The sequence below is a fragment of the Nocardioides sp. genome, assembly GCF_035481145.1.
Taxonomy (GTDB): Bacteria; Actinomycetota; Actinomycetes; order Propionibacteriales; family Nocardioidaceae; genus Nocardioides.
In genome coordinates this window covers 33,864-52,702 of record NZ_DATIHB010000044.1, presented here as the reverse complement: position 1 = coordinate 52,702, position 18,839 = coordinate 33,864, and the positions used below count along the sequence as shown (strand labels likewise).

Here is an 18,839-nt window from a genome sequence, read left to right as displayed (position 1 = left end):
GCCGGCGTACGACCCCGTGCCGACGCGGACCGTCACGGTGCTGCACCGCCGCAGCAGCGCGACCTCCCCCGCGATCCGCGCGGTGGTCGACGCCCTCCGGGGCTAACTGCTCCGCCGGCCCCGACGGTCAGAAGAGCGCGGAGGCGAGGTTCTGACGGCCACGCAGCACCCGCGGGTCCTCGTTGCCGACGGCGGCGAAGAGACCGATCAGGTGCTCGCGCGCACGGGCCCGGTCGTCGCCGGACGTGCGGGCGACGAGCCCTACGAGGCGGTTGAACGCGTCGTCGACGTGGCCGCCCAGCAGGTCGAGGTCGGCGACCAGGGTCTGCGCGTCCACGTCGTCCGGGCTCTCCGCGGCAGCGGTCCGCGCGACGTTGAGGTCGACGCCGGACGTGCGCTGCAGGACCTTCGCCATGGCCAGGCCGGCGGCCGCCTCGGTGTCGGCGGGGTTGCCGTCGACGAGCTTCTGGTACTCCGCGACGGCAGCGTCGATGTCGCCGCGCTCGAGCGCCTCCTGGGCGGGCGCGTAGCGCGGGTCGACCGCATCCTCGTCACCCTCGGCCGCCACCGTGGCGCGCGGCTTGTGGCGCTGCGTGATGCCCTGCGCCGTGAGTTGCTGGGCCATCGACTGCAGCAGCGTGTCGATCTCCTCGCCGGAGAGCAGGCCGGTGATCGGCTGTGTCACCGGGCGGCCGTCGAGCAGGATCAACATGAGCGGCACGGTCGGGATCTGCATCGCCTGCGCGAGCTGGGGGTTGGCGTCCACGTCGACGAGGCCACAGAGGAACCGGCCCTCCTGCGTCTCGACCGCCGAGGCGACGTCATCGGCGTACGCCGAGGTCTCGGGCGAGCGCTCGGGGGCGAAGAAGGCGAGCACGACGGGAGCGTGCATCGAGGCCTCGAGCACGCCCTGGAAGCTCTGCTCGTCGAGCGTCACCGAGTAGGCACGCGCGACGCCGCCGGCGGCCGGGGCGTCACCGGCAGGGGCGGACGGAGCGGCGGGGCGCTTGAGCGCCGAGAGGTCGATGGCACCAGGACGGGAGAACGGCTGCTGCGTCATGGGGCCATCCTCCCCGATGGGCAAGCGCTCAGTTCACAGAGGGTCGGAGGCCGGCGCGGGCGACCACCCGCTGGATGGCGAGGTCCCGCTGGTCGGGGCGGGCGACGTAGCGGATGTCGCGCAGGCCCTGCTCCTGCGCCGCGGACTCGAAGACGAAGTGGCCGTAGCCGAGCAGTCGACCCTGCAGCGGCTTGGTCACCGTGATGTCGAGGATCCGGCTGAGCGGCATGGTCGCCACCTGCTGGCCGAGCACGCCCTGGACGCGGAAGACCCGCATGTTCGTGACCACGAACCGGTCCATGTGCTCGGAGAGGGCCTGCCAGAGCGCGTGCAGCGCGACGGCGAGCGCGAGCAGCATCGGCACCCACGCCATCCCGAGCGCGACGAACGGCGTCGCGCAGAGCAGCGCCACCGCTCCGACGACCTCGATGACCGGGAGCGTGTAGACGATCCAGTGGTGGCCGACCTCGTCGACGATGACCTCGCCCTCGTCACGCAGGAGGTGCTTGCCGATCGCGGGATCAGCGAAGCGCTGCAGGAGGCCCATCAGGGGCTCAGGCCGTCTGGTCCAGGAAGCTCGAGACGAAGGAGATGACCGAGTCGAAGAGGTCGGTCGTGAGCGACCAGAGCTTGCCGCCGCCATCAGCCGCCACGTCGGCCAGGCCCTGGGGGTCCTGGTAGAGCCAGAAGCCGATGAAGACCACCAGCACCAGCAGCACGAGCTTCTTGGCGTTCATCGCAGACGTCCTTCAGGGTCCCGGAGGGCGCGCCGCAGCGGCGCACAGATCAAGCCCATTGGTAACACCAGCACCACGCGTACGCACGGAGGCTCGCCGCGCAGCGGCGCCGGAAGCCTTCGGACGGGCTACGGAGCCTCGAGCAGCTCGTCCGCGGCGGCGTACGGATCGAGGTCGCCGGTCGACACGCGAGCCGCCAGCACGTCGAGCTCGGCACTCCCCGAGACCGCGCCCCAGCGTCGCCGCAGCTCGCCCAAGGCGATCTCCTCGACCTCCACCCGGGCCCGCTTCGTACGCCGGAGCGCGAGCTCGCCGGTCGACTCCAGGTAGGTGCGGTGCTCCCCGATCGCGGCGACGACCTCCGGCACACCGGTGCCGTCCTGGGCGACGGTCTTGAGGATCGGTCGCTTCCACGCCTCGGCGGCGCGCTCGGAGTGCGACAGCATGCCGCGCAGGTCGCGGGAGACCTGGGCGGCACCGTCGCGGTCGGCCTTGTTGACGACGTACAGGTCGCCGATCTCGAGGATGCCGGCCTTGGCCGCCTGGATGCCGTCACCCATGCCGGGCGCGAGCAGGACGACCGTGGTGTCGGCGAGCCCGGCGACCTCGACCTCGCTCTGGCCGACGCCGACGGTCTCGAGCAGGATCGTGTCGAAGCCGGCGGCGTCGAGCACCCGCAGTGCCTGGGGGGTCGCCCACGAGAGGCCGCCGAGGTGACCGCGCGAGGCCATCGAGCGGATGTAGACGTCGGGGTCGGTGGCGTGCAGCGACATCCGCACGCGGTCGCCCAGCAGTGCTCCTCCGGAGAACGGCGACGACGGGTCGACCGCGAGCACGGCGACGCGCTGCCCCTGCTTGCGCAGCTCGGTGACCAGCGCCGACGTCGAGGTCGACTTGCCGACGCCGGGCGAGCCGGTCAGTCCGACGATGCGGGCGTGGCCGGCGTACGGCATCAGGGCCGCCATCACCTCGCGCAGCAGCGGCGAGGCCTCCTCGACGAGGGTGATCAGCCGGGCGACTGCGCGCGGCGAGCCGGCGCGCGCCTGCTCGATGAGCTCGGGAACGGCGACGGCCGACCGACCCGAGGGTCGGCCGGCCGTCACAGCGTTGTGCGTGGAGCTCATCAGGCCTTGGCGGGGACCGTGATGATCAGCGCGTCACCCTGGCCGCCACCGCCACAGAGGGCAGCAGCACCCGTGCCGCCACCGCGGCGGGCGAGCTCGAGGGCGAGGTGCAGCGTGATGCGCGCACCCGACATGCCGAGCGGGTGACCGATGGCGATGGCGCCACCGTTGACGTTGACCTTCTCCTCGGAGACGCCGAGCTGGCGGGCCGACTCGATGCCGACGGCAGCGAAGGCCTCGTTGAGCTCGAAGAGGTCGATGTCCTCGACCGAGATGCCCTGCTTCTCGACGGCCTTGGCGATCGCGTTGGCCGGCTGCAGCTGCAGCGTCGAGTCGGGGCCGGCGACCTGGCCGGAGGCACCGATCTCGGCGAGCCATTCGATGCCGAGCTCCTCGGCCTTCTTCTTGCTCATGACGACGACCGCGGCGGCACCGTCGGAGATCTGCGAGGCAGAGCCGGCCGTGATCGTGCCGTCCTTGGCGAACGCCGGGCGGAGGCCGGCGAGCGACTCGGTGGTGGTCGAGGCGATGATGCCCTCGTCCTCGGAGACGACCGTCTCGCCCTTGCGGGTGGTGATGGTGACCGGCACGACCTCATCGGCGAAGACGCCGTTCTTCCAGGCAGCGGCGGCACGCTGGTGCGACTGCGCGGAGAAGGCGTCCTGCTCCTCGCGGGAGAGCTTGGCGCCGGCGGCGTTGCAGCCCTCGGTCAGGTTGCCCATGCCCTGGTTGGTGAACTGGTCGTGCAGCGCGTCGTACATCATCGAGTCGATGAGCTTCCAGTCGCCCATCTTCGTGCCGTTGCGCGAGCCGGGGACGACGTGCGGGGCCTGCGACATGGACTCCATGCCACCGGCGACGATGACGTCGTGCTCACCGGCGCGGATCAGCTGGTCGGCCAGCGCGATCGCGTTGATGCCGGAGAGGCAGACCTTGTTGATGGTGTTGGCCGGGACGTTCATCGGGATGCCGCCCTTGACCGCAGCCTGGCGGGCGGTGATCTGACCGGTGCCGGCCTGGATGACGTGACCCATGATCACGTACTCGACCTGGTCGCCGGAGATGCCGGCCTTCTCCAGGGCGCCCTTGATCGCGATGCCACCGAGGTCGGCGGCGGAGAGGCTGGAGAGCCCGCCGAGGAACTTGCCGACCGGGGTGCGCGCACCCGCGACGATGACGGATCCGGACATGGATGCCTCCTGGGTAAAGAAAACTTGGATGCTCTCGAGCGTAGTCGCCGCTGCGTAGGCGCGAGTAGGTGATTGGGATGTGGACCCCGTCACGGTGCCCGAGACGCGGCGTACGACGTAGCACCGGTGCACGGCTGGGGCAGGATGTGGCTCATGACTGTCGAGATTCCTGAGCACCTGTTCATCGCCATCGACCACGTCGGCATCGCCGTGCCCGACCTCGACGAGGCGATCGCCTTCTACACCGAGAAGTTCGGCATGAAGGTCGCGCACGAGGAGACCAACGAGGAGCAGGGCGTCCGCGAGGCCATGGTGGCCGTGGGCGACACCGGGTCCCACATCCAGCTCCTGGCGCCCCTCTCCCCGGACACCACGATCGGCAAGTTTTTGGCCAAGTCCGGCCCGGGACTGCAGCAGCTCGCCTACCGCGTCACCGACATCGACGCCGTCTGCGAGATCCTGCGGGAGCGCGGACTCCGCCTGCTCTACCCGGAGCCGAAGCGCGGCACGTCCAACTCCCGCGTCAACTTCATCCACCCGAAGGACGCCGGCGGCGTGCTCGTCGAGCTGGTCGAGCCGAACCCCGACGCCCACCACTGAGCGGGCTGCGGCACCACCCGCAGAACTGACCGCTTGAAGGACTCTTCAAGCGGCTTGAGACGTCGCGCACAGCCTCTGCCGTGAGGCCGTGCGCGCGCTTATGCTTCGCCCCAATTGTTTCGCCCCAATCCGATGTGGCAACACCGCCGAACTGAGAACACAGGGAGTCACCCCAGTGCAGAACATTCTCGACGCGATCAAGAACGAGGCTTCGGCCGAGGAGTTCGCGAACCTCGAGCTTCCCGAGTCCTACCGCGCCGTCACCGTCCACAAGGACGAGGTCGACATGTTCGAGGGCCAGCAGTCCCGCGACAAGGACCCGCGCAAGTCGCTCCACCTCGACGAGGTCGCGATGCCGGAGATCGGCCCGGGCGAGGCGATCGTCGCCGTCATGGCGTCGGCCATCAACTACAACACCGTCTGGACCTCGATCTTCGAGCCGGTCTCGACGTTCGGCTTCCTCGAGCGCTACGGCCGTGAGTCGGCCCTCGGCAAGCGCCACGACCTGCCGTACCACATCGTCGGCTCCGACCTCGCGGGCGTCGTCCTGGCTGTTGGCCCGGGCGTGACCAAGTGGAAGGCCGGCGACCGCGTCGTCGCCCACTGCCTCTCGGTCGAGCTCGAGGCGCCCGACGGCCACAGCGACACGATGATGGACCCGTCCCAGCGCATCTGGGGCTTCGAGACCAACTTCGGCGGCCTCGCTGACGTCGCGATGGTCAAGGCCAACCAGCTGATGCCGAAGCCGGAGCACCTCACCTGGGAGGAGGCTGCGTCGCCGGGTCTGGTCAACTGCACCGCCTACCGCCAGCTCGTCTCCAAGAACGGTGGCGGCATGAAGCAGGGCGACAACGTCCTGATCTGGGGCGCCTCCGGTGGCCTCGGTGGCTTCGCCACGCAGTACGCCCTCAACGGTGGCGCCAACCCGGTCTGTGTCGTCTCCAACGAGGAGAAGGCCCAGATCGTCCGCAACATGGGTGCCGAGATGGTGATCAACCGCTCCGAGCTCGACCCCAAGTTCTGGAACGAGGAGGGCACCAAGCAGAACCCGAAGGAGTGGCAGCGCTTCGGCAAGGCGATCCGCGAGCTCACCGGCGGCGAGGACATCGACATCGTCTTCGAGCACCCGGGCCGCGAGACCTTCGGTGCCTCGGTCTACGTCACCCGCAAGGGCGGCACCATCACCACCTGCGCGTCGACCTCGGGCTACATGCACGAGTACGACAACCGCTACCTGTGGATGAACCTCAAGCGCATCATCTCCTCGCACTTCGCCAACTACCGCGAGTCGTGGGAGGCCAACCGCCTCGTCGCGCAGGGCAAGATCCACCCGACCCTGTCGCGCGTCTACTCCCTCGAGGAGACCGGCCAGGCCGCGCTCGACGTGCACCACAACAAGCACCAGGGCAAGGTCGGCGTGCTCTGCCTCGCTGACGAGGAGGGCCTCGGCGTGAAGAACGAGGAGCTCCGCGCGAAGCACCTCGACAAGATCAACCTGTTCCGCGGGATCTGAGGAGTGAGGCGGAGGTAGGCCGAGCGCCAGCGAGGTCTGCCGAAGCCGAGCCCCGCAAGACGTCCCGCACGTAGGGACCGCGGGATCTGATCCACGCAGCACGCACGAACGCCCCCGCCGGTCTCGGCGGGGGCGTTCGTGGTTGCAGCACCAGTTGGCTCAGGCGGACGGCACAGCCTCGATCGCCCGAGCGGCTCCGCGCTGCGCGTTGCGCCGACTTCCGTTGATCCGGTCGTTGAAGCGGTCGATCGCCCAGATCGTGTGGAGGCCGGGGCGGCCCATCATCATCGGGCGCGGGAACCTCGGCTTCTCCTGCCACAGCGTCTGCAGATCCTCATGCCGTACGCCGTCGACGATGGCGTCGGCGATCAGCGTTCCGACGTACGGCGCCTGCGCGAGGCCGTGGCCGTTGCAGGCGATCGAGTAGTGGATGTCGTCGCCGATCTGTCCGGCGAGCGGCAGCCACGACGAGGTGATCGCGATCCAGCCGCCCCAGGCGCGCGCGACAGCAACGTCCGCCAGCGACGGGAACCTGGTCTCGAACCCGCGCGCGAGCTCCTCGACCAGCTCGCGGCTGGGCGCCTTCTCCTGCAGGGGATAGCTCGTGCCGCGCTCGAGGCGGCGTACGCCGAAGACGATCGTGTTGCGCGGGGTGAGCCGGTAGTTCTCCATGATCGCGTGCTGCGTGACCAGGCCCATGCCACTGGTCCACCCGAGCGCTGCGGTCCGCGCGGGGTCGATCGGCTCGGTCTCCACCTCGGCGACGTAGATCGGAACGGAGAGGTGCCGGGGCGTGATGTCCCACTCGCCGGCGTAGGCGTTGGTGGCGAGCACGACCTTCGCCGCACGTACCTTCCCCTGCGCAGTGGTGATGACGACGCCCGATCCGACCCGGGCGACGTCGGTGACCCTGGTCTTCTCGAAGACCCGTGCCGACGACCCGAGCAGGACCTCGCGCAGGCCCAGGCTGAACTTGCCCGGGTTCATCCGACCTCCGATGACCTCGCGCATCCCGCCGACGAAGCCGCGAGGGATACCGAGCTCCTCAGAGCTGCCGACCTCGACGTGGCCGCCTGCGCGGGTGACGATCTTCGCCACCCGCCTCACGCGGCCCATCTGCCCCCGCGACGTCGCGGCGAACGCGTTGCCGGTCGCCTCGTACTCACAGTCGATGCCGTGCGTGGCGATGAGCTGCTCGACGTACCGGGCGGCGTGCTCGGCGAGCCGCATCATGCCCGGCATCTTCTTGCGCGACAGCAGGTTCAACAGCTGGAGGTCGCCACCCGGTGCCCCTGCGAGCTGGCCGGCGTTGCGCGAGCTGGCGCCGTGACCGCAGAACTCGGCCTCGAGCATTACGACGTCGCGCCCGCGCTCGGCCAGCCGCAGCGCGGTCGACATCCCGCCGATGCCACCGCCGATCACGGCCACATCGCAGTCGAGGTCGGCCGTCAGCGGCGGCTCAAGGCGAGCCGGCGGGACGACCCAGCCGGAGAACGTCTCGTACGCGACGTGGTCCGTCTTCATGCAACCGCCGCCTGGCGGTCGTGCGAGGCCTCGTCAACGCCGGTCCCCACGTTGTGGTCGTGGAGCGCGCGGTAGGCGAAGAAGTAGGTGAACAGCTGCAGGCCCCACGTCGTGAGTGCCAGCGCGTAGAAGAGCGGGCGGTCCTCGAGCGGGTCGACGGAGGCCGGGAACGGGAAGAAGTCGTAGCACAGGACGATGCCCGTGGCCGCCACGCTGACGACCAGGGTGGCGGCCGCAACCTTGGTCGCGCCGATGCTCCACAGACGCTTGGTGACGTAGAGCAGGAAGAGCAGCGTCAGCAGCCACATGACGAGGTAGATCGTTGCCGGAACCGGGTAGAGGATGTGGTGACCGGATGCGTCCACGTGGTCCTGGAACTTCGGCTGGCCCAGGTAGAGACCGAACCCGAGCCCGACCGCGAGGACAGCGACGTCGACGACGATGGTCGACCTGTGGCGGTGCGTCACCGCGAGGAAGCCGACGACGAGCAGCAGGGTGACGCCGATCGACCGCGAGAAGGCGTCCAGGAAGAAGGCGACGGCGTACTGCGGGCTCTCCGCGCCGGCCTCCTTGTCCTCGGCGAACCGGAGCGCCCAGACCAGGAAGTTCACGCCCGAGGTCGCGATGATGAACCACTCGATGCCGAGCAGGTAGTTGCCGTAGTGCTTGATGAACTTCCAGCCGGCCCAGTAGCCGCCGGCGATCATGACCAGGTCGCCGATCAGGAAGGCAAGGGCGTAGATGTCGTCCCTCATGAGCTCACTTCTTTCTGGTGGTGTCGGTGTGGTCGGGGTGCGGAGCGTGGCGCCCGGTCAGGAGCCGACCGCGGGGGCGCGTCGCGCGGAGCGGGCACGGGAGACGAGCACGGTCACGATGACGAGGAGCGCGAGCACCGCCGCGATCGAGTAGCCGGCGCCGTACAGCGACTCGGCGGCGACCTCGAGGGTCGTGCCGGGCACGGGGACGAGGGAGGCGCTGAGGTCCGCGGTGACCAGGGCCGTGCCGAACGCGAAGCCGACCGCCAGGAAGGTGCCGGCGATGCCGGTCGCCATGCCCGCCTTCTCCTCGGGCACGGCGAGCTGCACCAGCGTGAAGCCGGCGGCGTAGCCGATGCTGCAGCCGAGGCCGATGATCGCGGCGCCTACGAGGTAGTGCCACTGCTGGTCGTGGGCGACGGCGAGCCACGCGAGCCCGGCCGCGCTGATCAGCGCTCCACCGACGAAGACCGGGACGGCACGGCCGTTGTTGACCGGGCCGTCGGCGATCACGCCGCCGACGACGAACGTCACCGCGAACGGCACCATGAGCCAGCCGGTCTCCAGGGCGCTGAGGCCGAGGCCGTAGGCGTCGACCGGGCGCAGCGCCTCGGGGATGATCTGCGCGTAGGTGCTGACGAGGAGCAGGAAGGCCGCGTTGACGGCGGCGAAGAGCGCGATGCAGATGCACGAGGCGGTGACGAGCGGCGTCTTCATCAGCGTGACGTCGAAGACCGCCGTGGTCGACCTGCGCTCGACCCGGAACCAGGCGATGCCTCCGGCCACGCCGAGCACCAAGGGGATCAGCGCGGCGTTGCCCCAGACCAGGCCCTGCGTGAGCGTCAGCAGGATGGCGGCGAGCCAGGCGATCATCCACACCGTGCCGACGACGCCCATGCGGCCGGTCCGCTCGGCGGGCGGAGCGTGCGGGATCATCACGTACGACGCGAGCGTGGTCACCGCACCCACGGCGGTGAGGATGACGAAGAAGGTCTGCAGCGAGAGGTTCTGGACGATCAGCCCACCACCGATCATGCCGGCCACAATGCCCACGCCGGTGCCGATGACCAGGACCCCGACCGCGGCACCGATGCCGCCCTCGCCGAGGCCCCTCCGCAGGAAGCCGAGCGGGAGCACCTGGGCCGCGCTGCCGAAGCCCATGAGACAACAGCCGGCGAGCAGGGTGGCGTAGGAGTCACCCACCGCCGGCGCGAACGCCCCGACCGTGAGGAAGGCCGCTGCGGCGACGTTGGCGTTGCGGTCGCCGTGCAGGTCGGCCAGGCGCGGCAGCAGGATAAAGCCCGCGCCTCCACCCAGGGTGAGCCCCGTGAAGAGCCACATCGTCTCGGCCACGGTCTCGAGCCCGTACTGCGCCTGGATGACGGGCAGCAGCGGCGGCAGGATGAAGATGATCGCGTTGGTCAGGACGACCAGCAGCGAGCCGATGGCGATGAGTCGCGCCTTGCTGGCGCCGGTCTCTGTCGCGGCCGTCGAGCGCCCGCCCCTCTCGTGCGTCTGAGTCATGCCGTTCTCCGAATCGTGGTGGCCGGATCGTCCGGGCCGTAGGTGTGACGTGACCCACGTTAAGTTGAAGTTAGTCATCTGATCAAGGTGTTTGACCAAGAAAAATCGACCGCCGCCCCCTCGTTGGTCACATGTCGGCTGCTACCCTCGGCCCGTAGCGACTTAATCAAGCGTCCTAGTCGTGGGGCGCTCCCCGGGAAGGAGTTCTCGTGCCACGCATTCCCGCCGCTCAGCGGCGCAACGACTTCATCCAGGCCGCCGTCGAGGTGATCGCCACGCACGGCATCGACGGCGCGACCACGCGCAAGATCGCCGACCAGGCCAAGGCCAACCTGGCGATGCTGCACTACTGCTACGACTCCAAGGAGGCGCTCTTCACCGACGTCTTCGCCTACGTGGCCGGTCAGTACCGCGAGACGATCGAGCAGAGCAACCCGGGGACCTCGCTGGCGGATGCGGCGCGCGGCATCCTGCGGGGCGTCATGCAGACCTACCTGGACTCCCCCAGCTTCACCGCGGCCACGTTCGACCTGATCAGCTGGGCGCGTCGCCAGCACGAGGATCGCGGCATCGCGGTCTACGACCAGGCGTTCGACACACTGCGCACCGAGCTCAGGCGTGCGTGCACAGAGCCCGTCGCCGACGAGTCCATCGAGGAGCTCGCCTACGTCCTCGCGACCCTCGCTGATGGCTTCGCCGTCAACTGGCTCACCTATGGCGACCGCACTGTCGCGGCGAGGCAGATGGACGTGGCCGCCGCCGCCCTCGACGCCTGGCTCACGGCAGGGATCGAGCCGGCGCCAGCAGGACGCTGACGCCGGCTCCTCCTCGGCTCAGAGTGGGAGCTCGGGCGAGTCCACTCCGACGACCCGGTCACCGCAGAAGACCCGGACCGACTCGTTCGGCCCGTGCCCGCCGATGCCCGACGGGCCCCAGAAGCTCTGTGCGGAGTCGTCGCCGAGATCAGCGACCTTTGCACCGTTGACGCGCACCTCGCCCGCGATGATGCGCGCGCCCACGTCGATCGCCCGGTCCGTGTCGCTGCCGAAGACGTAGGCATCCAGCCCCGACGGGTTGGCGTTCGCGATGCGCAGTGCCTCGTCCTCGGAGTCGACCGCGTGGAGGGAGACCAGTGGCCCGAAGAGCTCGGCGGTCGCCTTCTCCGGATCGGCACCGACGGCGACCGCCGGCGACATGAAGAGGCCGCCGAGGTCGGGCAGCTGCGCGGGCCGGTGGATGGTCGCTCCCAGCTCCCACAGCCCCTCGATGCGACTCTGCAGGGTCGCGAAGTGCGGCTGGTTGGACATCGGGCCGACCTGCGAGGCCTCGTCGAGCGAGTGGCCGACGACGAGCTTCGAGATCCGCTCGGTCAGGGCCTCGACCAGGGGCTCGACCATCGCCCGCGGCGCGAGGACCTTGCCCGGCCCCTCGCACCACTGGCCGTTGATCTTCGTCATGCCCTCGAGGATCCCGTTGGCGGTGACGTCGACGTCGGCGTCCTCCAGCACGATCACCGGGTTGTTGCCACCCAACTCGAGCTGGAGCACCTTGAAGTCCTCGGCGCCGGCGCGCGCGATGGCACGGCCCGCTCCGGGACCACCCGTGAACGAGACCACCTTGATCCGAGGGTCCGACGTCAGCCCCGCGCCGACGTCGCCCGTGCCGTGCAGGAGCTGGAAGGCCCCGCTGGGCAGCCCCGCCTCGACGAAGCACTCAGCGACGATCTGGGCGCTCGCCGGCGCGTGCTCCGACGGCTTGAGGATCACCGGACAGCCCGCAGCGATCGCACTGACCACCTTGGCTGCCGGGATGAAGCTGGGCCCGTTCCACGGCGTCAGGATCGCCGCAGGGCCCCACGCCACCTTGTGCAGCCGTACGTCGCGACCGCCGGCCGCCAGGGCCGTCACCCGGGGCGTGGCGAGCAGGTCGGCGGCCGCGGCCCGGATCCGGTACGGCAGGAACCCCGCGACCGTCCGTGTGAACCCGATGGGCGTACCACTGGTCAGGGCATCGGCCCGGGCGATCTCCTCGGCACGTCCCTCGAGGAGCGTGGCGACCTTGTCGAGGACCTCCGCGCGCTGCTGGCGCGCCTCGTCGTCCCAGGGACGGCCGTCGTAGGAGCGTTCGGCGTGCCGCAGGGCACGTTCGAGGTCCGCCGGCGTCGTCGTGACCGTGCGGTGCACCGGCTCGAGGGTGTTGGGGTCGAGGTTCCAGGTGTCGCCGAGGGTGGCGCACTCGGACCACTCGTCGGCGATGTAGTTCACCGGCTGCGGCAACGTGATGTCGTGGCTGGCCATGCGGCTCACCTCTTCGCTAGGGGATGGTCAGGACTGGAGGTCGACGACGATGCGGGTCACGTCGCCGGACAACATGTGCTCGAAGCCCTCGTTGATCTCCGCGAACGGGATGACCCGGGTGACCATCTCGTCGAGCAGGAGTCGGCCCTGCTGGTAGAGCCGGGCGAACTGGGCGATGTCCTCACGGGCCTGGCCCGACCCCATGTAGGAGCCGATCAGGCGCTTCTCCTGGTACCAGAAGTCCATCGCCGGCACAGGAATCTCGGTACCCATGGGCGCGATGCCGACCAGGCACGCGGTGCCGGTCGGACGCAGCAGCGCGAACGCCGTCTGCGCGGTGCGCGCCGACCCGACCGCCTCGAAGGCGTAGTCGACCCCATCGCCGAGCAGCCGGTGCAGCTCCTCGACGGTGTCGCCCTCGCCAGCGTTGATGACGTGGGTGGCCCCGTAGCCCCGCGCGGCCTTGAGCCGGTCCTCGTCGAGGTCGATGGCGACGATCGCCGAGGCACCGGCGAGCCGGGCGCCCTGGATGATCGCGGAGCCCACGCCACCGCAGCCGATGACGGCGACGGTGCTGCCCGGTCGCACCTCGGCGCCGCGGAAGACCGCACCGACACCGGTGACGATGCAGCACGAGAGCAGGCAGCCCACGTGCAGCGGGACGTCGTCGGGGAGCTTCACCAGCGCGTTCTCGCGCATGAGCACGTGCTGCGAGAACGCTCCGATCGAGCCGAGCCGCTCGATGGCCTGGCCGTCCACAGTCTCAAATCCGGGACGCTTCCGCTCGCGCACCTCGTCGAGGCGCACGCACTGCGTGGAGTGGCCCGCCTCGCAGTAGGAGCAGCGTCCGCACGACGGCGTCAGCGCACCGGTCACCCGGTCGCCCGGCTGCAGGGAGGTCACGGCAGAACCGACCGCCTCGACCACGCCGGCCACCTCGTGACCGAGGACGGCCGGGATGCCGGTGGGCACCGACCCGGTCATGTAGTGGAGGTCGCTGTGACACAGTCCCACGTTGGTGACCTTCAGCCGCACCTCGTGCGGCTCCGGGTCGTCGACCCGGATCGTGGTGAGCTCGAGCGGCTCGTTGAGGGCGGTGAGCACCGCCGCCTGGGTCTCGATCATGTCGGTCTCCTTGTGAGTCAGGTGGGTGTTGGCGCGGTCAGCGCCGCGCGGCCTGGGCGTCGAGGAAGCCGGCGATGCCGGCGGTGAGTACGCCGCTTTCCCACGACGCGTCCGCCGCGACGTCCTCGCGGGCGAACGCCGCCTCGACCTCCTCGGGAAGGGGCCGCAGGAGCGGGAGGTGGAGTGCAGTCGTGTTGCCCTCGGGGGTCCAGGCGAGGACGGTGTCGAGGGCCCGGTCGATGAGGGCGTCGGGCTCGACGATCTCGTCGATCAGGCCGATCTGCAGCGCCTCCTCGGCTCGCACCTTGGGCGAGCCGAGGACGATCCGCATCGCGTGGTTGCCCACGAGGCGGCGCAGCAGGACGCTGGAGGCGTTGGAGATCGTGATGCCTCGCCCGTTCTCCGGCTGGAAGTAGACTGTCGCGGGGGTGCCGATCCGGGCATCGCAGCACAGCGTGATCTCGGAGGCGCCGCCGACCGCGATGCCGTTGACGGCCGCGATGACAGGGACGCGGGTCTCCAGGATCGCCCGGGTGATGTCGTGGAAGCTCGAGAACGCCTCCTTGAACTCGGTGGCGGTCGTCGGAGCGTGCGCGAGGTCCTCCCCTGCGGAGAACGCCCGGCCCTCGCCGGTGAGGACGATGCCGCGCACCGTCTCCCCCGTGCCGAGCTCGCGGAGGACCTCGGCCAGGCGCAGCCGCGTGGCGACGTCCATGGCGTTGAGCTTCTCGGGACGACGCAGGGTCAGCACGGCGACGCCGCGGACGACATCCACGTCGAGAAATCCGCTGGAAGCAGTGGAGTCGGTCATGACGGGTTCCTCCGGGTCGAGAAGTCGTGGGTCGTGCCGGGGTTCTCCTGGGCACGCGCCTTGAGTGCAGGCTTGGAGACCCGCTCGGACGGGGTCCGCGGGAAGTCCGCGACGAACTCGACGTACCGCGGCACCTTGAAGCGCGCCAGCTCCACCGCGGCCTTCTCGACGATGCTCTGCGCCGTCTCACGGTCAGCCGGCACACCGGGCGCCAGCTGGACGAATGCCTTGACCTCCTCGCCGAGGAGCTCGTCGGGCTCGGCGACCACGGCCGCACCGATCACGCGCTCGTCGCGCTCCAGCGCGGCCTCGACCTCGACGGAGGCGACGTTCTCGCCGCCGCGGCGGACCATGTCCTTGATCCGGCCGACGAGCTGGATGCCACCGTCGGGACGGCGGATCGCCAGGTCTCCGGTGTGCAGCCACCCGTCGCGGATCGTCTCCGCGGTCGCCTCGGGGCGGTTCCAGTAGCCACTCATGAGCGGTACGCCGGAGACCACCAGCTCGCCCGGCTCGCCGTCGGGCACCTCTGCGTCGTCGGGCGCCACGATCCGGACCTCCTTGGTGGCGACCGGGCTGCCGAGGCTGCCGCTGCCGACCAGGTGGGTGTCGGCGAAGGACGTGTGCAGGTCGATGCCGGTCTCGGTCATGCCGTAGACCTCGCGCCACGGCGCACCCCAGCGCTCCTCGAGCTGCGCGTGCAGGCCCACCGGGATCGCCGAGCAGAAGATCGCGCGGATCGAGTTGCCACGGTCATCGGGCGTCGGCGGCTGCTTGAACAGCAGCGTCGGCATCGACCCGAGGACGTAGAAGAACGTCGCCCGGTGCCGCCGTGCGTCGGCCATGAACGTCGAGGCCGAGAACCGCGGCAGAACGACGAGGGGCGCGCTGACCGTGAGCGCGAGCGCGACGTTCCACTGGGGGTCCATGTAGGAGAACGGCTGCGAGGTGAGCAGCACGTCGTCGTCACCCAGCCCCGTCGCGGCGGCACAGAGCCAGCCGAGCCGGACCCAGTAGTCCTGGGTGAGCATGCACGCCTTGGGGAACCCCGTCGTGCCCGACGTGTACTGCAGGTTGGCCAGACTCTCCGGCTCCACGGTGACCGGCGGCGCGGTTGCCGGGAACGCCTCCGAGCCGTCCGCGGCGACGTCGACGATGCGGACACCGCCGAGGGCCTCCTCGGTGGCGATCACGTCGGCGACCAGCCTGGCGTGCTCGGCGTCGGTGACGACGAGCCGGGCCCCCGAGTCACCGAGCACGAACGCCAGGTCACCGCGCTGGTACGACGAGTTCACCGGGACGACGACGGCGCCAGCCTTCTGCGCCGCCAGCCAGGTCACCGGCCAGTGCACGACGTTGGGCAGCATGATCGCGATGCGGTCGCCCGGCTCGATGCCGTCGACCTCGACGAAGCGGTGGGCCAGGCGCGAAGTCCAGGCGTCGATCTCGGCGAAGGTCCACGACCGCTCGCCGAACCGCAGGAACTCCCGCTCCCCCGCGTCGGTCGCGCGCTGCGCCAGCAGCGCCGGGAGCGTCCTGGTCGTCGGGTCGTCGGATGCCTGCTCGGGCTTTACTGCCGGGTTCACTGCGCACTCCTCTGCATCAGGCTGTCGGTGCGGCCGGCGAGGTGCTCTGCCGCCGCCTGGACGATCCAGGTCATCGCCGGATCGGAGCGGACCATCCACTCCGGGTGCCACTGGACGCCGAGCACGGGCGCGCCGGGCAGCTCCACGGCCTCCACGACGCCGTCGCTCGCCCGGCCGGTCACGACCAGGCCGGCCCCGCAGGCGTCGACCGCCTGGTGGTGCCACGAGTTGGTCTGCGCCCGGGCACCGAAGAGCTCGCGCGCGAGCGAGCCGTCCTCGAACGCGACCACGTGGTCGGCCGTGCCGTCCGTCGGTGCCGTGGCCGGCGACAGGTGGCTCACGGGGCCGTTCGGCAGGTCGGGGATGAGCGTCCCGCCCAGGGCGACGTTGAGCACCTGCAGGCCGCGGCACACGCCGAGCACCGGGATGCCGCGGTCGAGTGCTGCCTTCACGAGCGCGATCTCGTAGGCGTCTCGGTCGACGTCGTGGGCCATGGTGTTGGCGCGTGGGTCGACGTCGCTGACGACGGAGGTGTCGCCGCCCCAGCACGCCGGGTGCACGTCCTGCCCGCCCGCGATGACCACGCCGGAGAGCCAGTCGCAGGCGGCCTCGGCCTCCGCGTCGAACGAGAGGGTGACCGGCACCCCGCCGGCTTCTGCGACTCGCGTCGCGAAGTCCGACAGGGACGTGTCGACACAGCGGTCGCCGTACCGGGGGTCGGCGCCGTTGAGCAGGGAGAGCCGGAACCGGCGACCGGTGATGCCGATCAGGGGCCGCCGGTCCGGAGCCGGGAGGTTCGCCGCCATCACGGGAACTCGAAGTAGCGTCGGGACTCCCACGCCGAGAGCTCGGCGAAGGGGTCGCCGCCCTTGGTGTGGAACTCCATCCACTCCCAGCGACGGGAGGCGACCCAGAAGTCGACGAACTCGTCGCCGAGGTACTCGCGCAGGAGCGGGTCGGCGTCGAGCGCCGCGCCGGCCTTCGACATCGTGTCCGGGATCCGCTTGACCACGCCGTCCTCCGGCATGCACCACGCCATGTCGGTGACCTGCTCCGGCGGGGTGATGTCCTTCTCGATGCCGGCGAGCACACCTGCCAGCACGACGGCGAGCGTGAGATAGGGGTTCACGTCGGAGCCCGGCAGGCGGTACTCCAGGCGCGAGTACTTCGGGTGGCCGGTGATGGCCCGGACCGCTGCGGACTTGTTGTTGACGCCCCAGCTCACCGTCGTCGGCGGTCCGGTCAGGTCGACCAGCCGCCGGTACGACGTGATCTGCGGCATCACGACAGAGGTCGCGCCCTCCATGGTTGCGAGGAGGCCACCGATCGCGTGCAGCATGAGGTCGGAGGGAGCGTCCTCGGCGAAGAACTGGTTCACCCCGTCCTTCTGCAGCGACAGGTTGATGTGCGCCCCCTGGCCGAAGCCCGCCGTCGGCTTGGCCATGAAGGAGACGGTGTGGCCACGCTCGAAGGCGACCTCGCGCATGACCTGCCGCGCACGGGCCCAGTTGTCACAGAGCGTCAGTGGGTCGGTCACGGCGATGTTCAGCTCGGTCTGGCCGGGGGCAGCCTCGTCCGTCCACGCCTCCCAGGCGATGCCGACGCTGTCGAGCCGGGCGGTGACCGCCTCCATGTAGTCGACCCAGTCCTTCGACCTGGCGAGGTGGTAGGTCGCACCGGTGCTTCCTCCGAGCGGGGTCAGGTCGCGGTACTCCTTCGCGCGGGCCTCGTGGACAGACTCCTCGAAGAGCGTCGCTTCGATCTCGACGGCGGCCGACGCCGTGTAGCCGTGGCCGGCGAGGCGCGCGAGAAGCCTCCGGACGAGGTTGCGCGGACAGATCGGGACGGGCTCGCCGTTCTTGAGCCAGTAGTCGCCGATGACGGAGTCCATGCCGGGCTTCCACTCCACGAGCGTGGACATGTCCGGGACCATCTGGATGTCGTAGATGTTGCCGCGCCAGTCCGGGAAGGCGTCACCGAGGACGATCTCGTTGCTGAGGTCGATGGCGAACAGGATGTCGGCGAAGGCGAAGCCGGCTTCCTTGCCGGAGGCGAACTTCGCGAGCGACACCGTCTTGCCGAGGAGGCTCCCCTCGTGGTTGGTGGCCTCGAGGCGGACCGTCCGAGCCGGACGCGCCTCCGTCACCTGAGTCGGGTCAGACATCGAAACGCACCTTCCAGGAAGCGGCCGTCATGACCGAGAGCTGTGCCAACGTGCCCTTGATCTGAACGCCGGCAGCGAGGGAGGCGAGGAAGTCGTCAGCGCCGGTGAAGACGCCGGCGAGCAGGTCGGCCGGGCCGGCCATGAGGTACTGCGTGGTGCCCGCGCCGAAACGACCGGTCTCCGGGCCGTCGGGGCCCTCGGTCTCGACCACCAGGACATCGGGGATGCCCGGGATCGAGCGCGTGGCGGCCCAGAACCGCTCGGCCGCGTCGCGCCAGTGCGGCAGCGGTGGCCGGAGCGCACTCAGGACGGCGGTCGCCAGGGCGGCGTTGCCCTCCGGGGCCTCCGTGGCTGCGAAACGGGCGTGGAGGTCGACGACCACGGTCGCGTCCGGAGTGGCCGACGGGCCGCTCGTGACGTCGATCCGCGACGCGTCGATCAGGATCGTGGCGGCTTGAGGCGTGTCGTGCGACCGCACGGTCACCGTGCCCAGCACGTCCGCCAGCACCTGGGGCAGGTGGTCGACGCGTGCCGCCTCGCGCAGCGCCTGTCCGATCTGGCGGACGAGCGGTGTCGCGTCGTCCTCGATCCCGATCGGGAGCGACGAGGCCTCCCGCACCGGGAGCGTCGTGGTCTCTGTCATCGGCGTCCCTTTCGACCTGGAGCTGACGCGAACTTAGTCATTTGACTCGATCGCTTGACACAGATCATGGGCGCCTCATGACGGCTTGTCAACAGGTGAGTGCGACAACGCGTCGCAGAACCCCTTGACGGGCCGCGACTCATCGACGCACACTGAATCATTCGACTCAGTCGTATGACCTACTTC

General features: G+C 70.0%; 18 protein-coding genes. 3 read left to right on the top strand and 15 right to left on the bottom strand.

The annotated features are described in order from the left end of the window. Positions 1 to 127: 127 nt before the first annotated feature. From VLF38_RS03740 to VLF38_RS03720, 5 genes are all read right to left on the bottom strand, one after another. The gene (locus tag VLF38_RS03740; RefSeq protein ID WP_325269944.1) at positions 128 to 1,060 is read right to left on the bottom strand and encodes a co-chaperone YbbN; all 933 of its coding nucleotides are present in this window, start codon (positions 1,058 to 1,060) and stop codon (positions 128 to 130) included. A 28-nt stretch (positions 1,061 to 1,088) separates the two neighbouring features. Continuing rightward, on the bottom strand, positions 1,089 to 1,607 hold the full coding sequence (locus tag VLF38_RS03735) for a PH domain-containing protein (protein WP_325269943.1): 519 nt from the start codon (positions 1,605 to 1,607) through the stop codon (positions 1,089 to 1,091). A gap of 7 nt (positions 1,608 to 1,614) precedes the next feature. Beyond that, complete coding sequence (locus VLF38_RS03730; RefSeq protein WP_325269942.1) at positions 1,615 to 1,797, bottom strand: hypothetical protein; 183 nt, start codon at positions 1,795 to 1,797, stop codon at positions 1,615 to 1,617. A gap of 128 nt (positions 1,798 to 1,925) precedes the next feature. Beyond that, entirely contained in the window at positions 1,926 to 2,921 is a 996-nt protein-coding gene (gene meaB / locus VLF38_RS03725) for a methylmalonyl Co-A mutase-associated GTPase MeaB (protein WP_325269941.1), read from the bottom strand. Next, on the bottom strand, positions 2,921 to 4,111 hold the full coding sequence (locus tag VLF38_RS03720; RefSeq protein ID WP_325269940.1) for an acetyl-CoA C-acetyltransferase: 1,191 nt from the start codon (positions 4,109 to 4,111) through the stop codon (positions 2,921 to 2,923). Before VLF38_RS03720 ends, meaB begins: the two co-directional genes overlap by 1 nt. A 144-nt stretch (positions 4,112 to 4,255) precedes the next feature. Here VLF38_RS03720 and mce point away from each other — a divergent pair, with 144 nt between their 5' ends. Further along, entirely contained in the window at positions 4,256 to 4,711 is a 456-nt protein-coding gene (mce, locus tag VLF38_RS03715; RefSeq protein WP_414689356.1) for a methylmalonyl-CoA epimerase, read from the top strand. Between the two features lie 175 nt (positions 4,712 to 4,886). After that, positions 4,887 to 6,224 carry a crotonyl-CoA carboxylase/reductase gene (ccrA, locus tag VLF38_RS03710; RefSeq protein WP_325269938.1) on the top strand — a complete coding sequence of 446 codons (1,338 nt, stop codon included), beginning with the start codon at positions 4,887 to 4,889 and terminating at the stop codon, positions 6,222 to 6,224. Between the two features lie 159 nt (positions 6,225 to 6,383). Here the strand turns inward: ccrA and VLF38_RS03705 are convergent, their stop codons facing one another. Genes VLF38_RS03705 through VLF38_RS03695 form a run of 3 tightly spaced genes read right to left on the bottom strand, consistent with a single transcriptional unit; the run spans position 6,384 to position 10,027 of the window. Further along, positions 6,384 to 7,748: an FAD-binding oxidoreductase gene (locus VLF38_RS03705; RefSeq protein ID WP_325269937.1), complete on the bottom strand. Its 1,365-nt coding sequence runs from the start codon at positions 7,746 to 7,748 to the stop codon at positions 6,384 to 6,386. After that, positions 7,745 to 8,503 (bottom strand): hypothetical protein, encoded by a 759-nt coding sequence (locus tag VLF38_RS03700; RefSeq protein ID WP_325269936.1) that lies wholly within the window; start codon positions 8,501 to 8,503, stop codon positions 7,745 to 7,747. Before VLF38_RS03700 ends, VLF38_RS03705 begins: the two co-directional genes overlap by 4 nt. 57 nt (positions 8,504 to 8,560) lie before the next feature. After that, complete coding sequence (locus VLF38_RS03695; RefSeq protein ID WP_325269935.1) at positions 8,561 to 10,027, bottom strand: MFS transporter; 1,467 nt, start codon at positions 10,025 to 10,027, stop codon at positions 8,561 to 8,563. A 209-nt stretch (positions 10,028 to 10,236) separates the two neighbouring features. Between VLF38_RS03695 and VLF38_RS03690 the strand changes: the two genes are divergently transcribed. After that, positions 10,237 to 10,842, top strand: coding sequence for a TetR/AcrR family transcriptional regulator (locus VLF38_RS03690; RefSeq protein ID WP_325269934.1), 606 nt, complete (start codon positions 10,237 to 10,239; stop codon positions 10,840 to 10,842). An 18-nt stretch (positions 10,843 to 10,860) separates the two neighbouring features. Here VLF38_RS03690 and VLF38_RS03685 read toward each other — a convergent pair whose 3' ends face one another. From VLF38_RS03685 to VLF38_RS03655, 7 genes are read right to left on the bottom strand one after another with little or no spacing between them, the layout of a single operon-like run. Then, the gene (locus tag VLF38_RS03685) at positions 10,861 to 12,324 is read right to left on the bottom strand and encodes an aldehyde dehydrogenase family protein (protein WP_325269933.1); all 1,464 of its coding nucleotides are present in this window, start codon (positions 12,322 to 12,324) and stop codon (positions 10,861 to 10,863) included. 27 nt (positions 12,325 to 12,351) lie between these two features. Then, positions 12,352 to 13,449, bottom strand: a complete 1,098-nt coding sequence (locus VLF38_RS03680; protein WP_325269932.1) for a Zn-dependent alcohol dehydrogenase — start codon at positions 13,447 to 13,449, stop codon at positions 12,352 to 12,354. Between the two features lie 37 nt (positions 13,450 to 13,486). Next, complete coding sequence (locus VLF38_RS03675; RefSeq protein ID WP_325269931.1) at positions 13,487 to 14,260, bottom strand: enoyl-CoA hydratase/isomerase family protein; 774 nt, start codon at positions 14,258 to 14,260, stop codon at positions 13,487 to 13,489. After that, positions 14,257 to 15,846: a class I adenylate-forming enzyme family protein gene (locus tag VLF38_RS03670; protein WP_325269930.1), complete on the bottom strand. Its 1,590-nt coding sequence runs from the start codon at positions 15,844 to 15,846 to the stop codon at positions 14,257 to 14,259. Before VLF38_RS03670 ends, VLF38_RS03675 begins: the two co-directional genes overlap by 4 nt. Then, positions 15,843 to 16,652: a gamma-glutamyl-gamma-aminobutyrate hydrolase family protein gene (locus tag VLF38_RS03665; protein WP_325269929.1), complete on the bottom strand. Its 810-nt coding sequence runs from the start codon at positions 16,650 to 16,652 to the stop codon at positions 15,843 to 15,845. Before VLF38_RS03665 ends, VLF38_RS03670 begins: the two co-directional genes overlap by 4 nt. Further along, positions 16,652 to 18,010 carry a hypothetical protein gene (locus tag VLF38_RS03660; RefSeq protein WP_325269928.1) on the bottom strand — a complete coding sequence of 453 codons (1,359 nt, stop codon included), beginning with the start codon at positions 18,008 to 18,010 and terminating at the stop codon, positions 16,652 to 16,654. Before VLF38_RS03660 ends, VLF38_RS03665 begins: the two co-directional genes overlap by 1 nt. Further along, the gene (locus VLF38_RS03655; RefSeq protein ID WP_325269927.1) at positions 18,003 to 18,653 is read right to left on the bottom strand and encodes a hypothetical protein; all 651 of its coding nucleotides are present in this window, start codon (positions 18,651 to 18,653) and stop codon (positions 18,003 to 18,005) included. The genes VLF38_RS03660 and VLF38_RS03655 overlap by 8 nt, the downstream gene beginning before the upstream one ends. Positions 18,654 to 18,839 lie beyond the last annotated feature (186 nt).

Coding starts and splice junctions, on each gene's coding strand:
- VLF38_RS03730 (WP_325269942.1), bottom strand. CDS start 1,797: ATGAACGCCAAGAAGCTCGTGCTGCTGGTGCTGGTGGTCTTCATCGGC.
- VLF38_RS03740 (WP_325269944.1), bottom strand. CDS start 1,060: ATGACGCAGCAGCCGTTCTCCCGTCCTGGTGCCATCGACCTCTCGGCG.
- VLF38_RS03685 (WP_325269933.1), bottom strand. CDS start 12,324: ATGGCCAGCCACGACATCACGTTGCCGCAGCCGGTGAACTACATCGCC.
- VLF38_RS03705 (WP_325269937.1), bottom strand. CDS start 7,748: ATGAAGACGGACCACGTCGCGTACGAGACGTTCTCCGGCTGGGTCGTC.
- VLF38_RS03660 (WP_325269928.1), bottom strand. CDS start 18,010: ATGTCTGACCCGACTCAGGTGACGGAGGCGCGTCCGGCTCGGACGGTC.
- VLF38_RS03675 (WP_325269931.1), bottom strand. CDS start 14,260: ATGACCGACTCCACTGCTTCCAGCGGATTTCTCGACGTGGATGTCGTC.
- meaB (WP_325269941.1), bottom strand. CDS start 2,921: ATGAGCTCCACGCACAACGCTGTGACGGCCGGCCGACCCTCGGGTCGG.
- VLF38_RS03680 (WP_325269932.1), bottom strand. CDS start 13,449: ATGATCGAGACCCAGGCGGCGGTGCTCACCGCCCTCAACGAGCCGCTC.
- VLF38_RS03695 (WP_325269935.1), bottom strand. CDS start 10,027: ATGACTCAGACGCACGAGAGGGGCGGGCGCTCGACGGCCGCGACAGAG.
- VLF38_RS03700 (WP_325269936.1), bottom strand. CDS start 8,503: ATGAGGGACGACATCTACGCCCTTGCCTTCCTGATCGGCGACCTGGTC.
- VLF38_RS03720 (WP_325269940.1), bottom strand. CDS start 4,111: ATGTCCGGATCCGTCATCGTCGCGGGTGCGCGCACCCCGGTCGGCAAG.
- VLF38_RS03735 (WP_325269943.1), bottom strand. CDS start 1,607: ATGGGCCTCCTGCAGCGCTTCGCTGATCCCGCGATCGGCAAGCACCTC.
- VLF38_RS03665 (WP_325269929.1), bottom strand. CDS start 16,652: ATGGCGGCGAACCTCCCGGCTCCGGACCGGCGGCCCCTGATCGGCATC.
- mce (WP_414689356.1), top strand. CDS start 4,256: ATGTGGCTCATGACTGTCGAGATTCCTGAGCACCTGTTCATCGCCATC.
- VLF38_RS03655 (WP_325269927.1), bottom strand. CDS start 18,653: ATGACAGAGACCACGACGCTCCCGGTGCGGGAGGCCTCGTCGCTCCCG.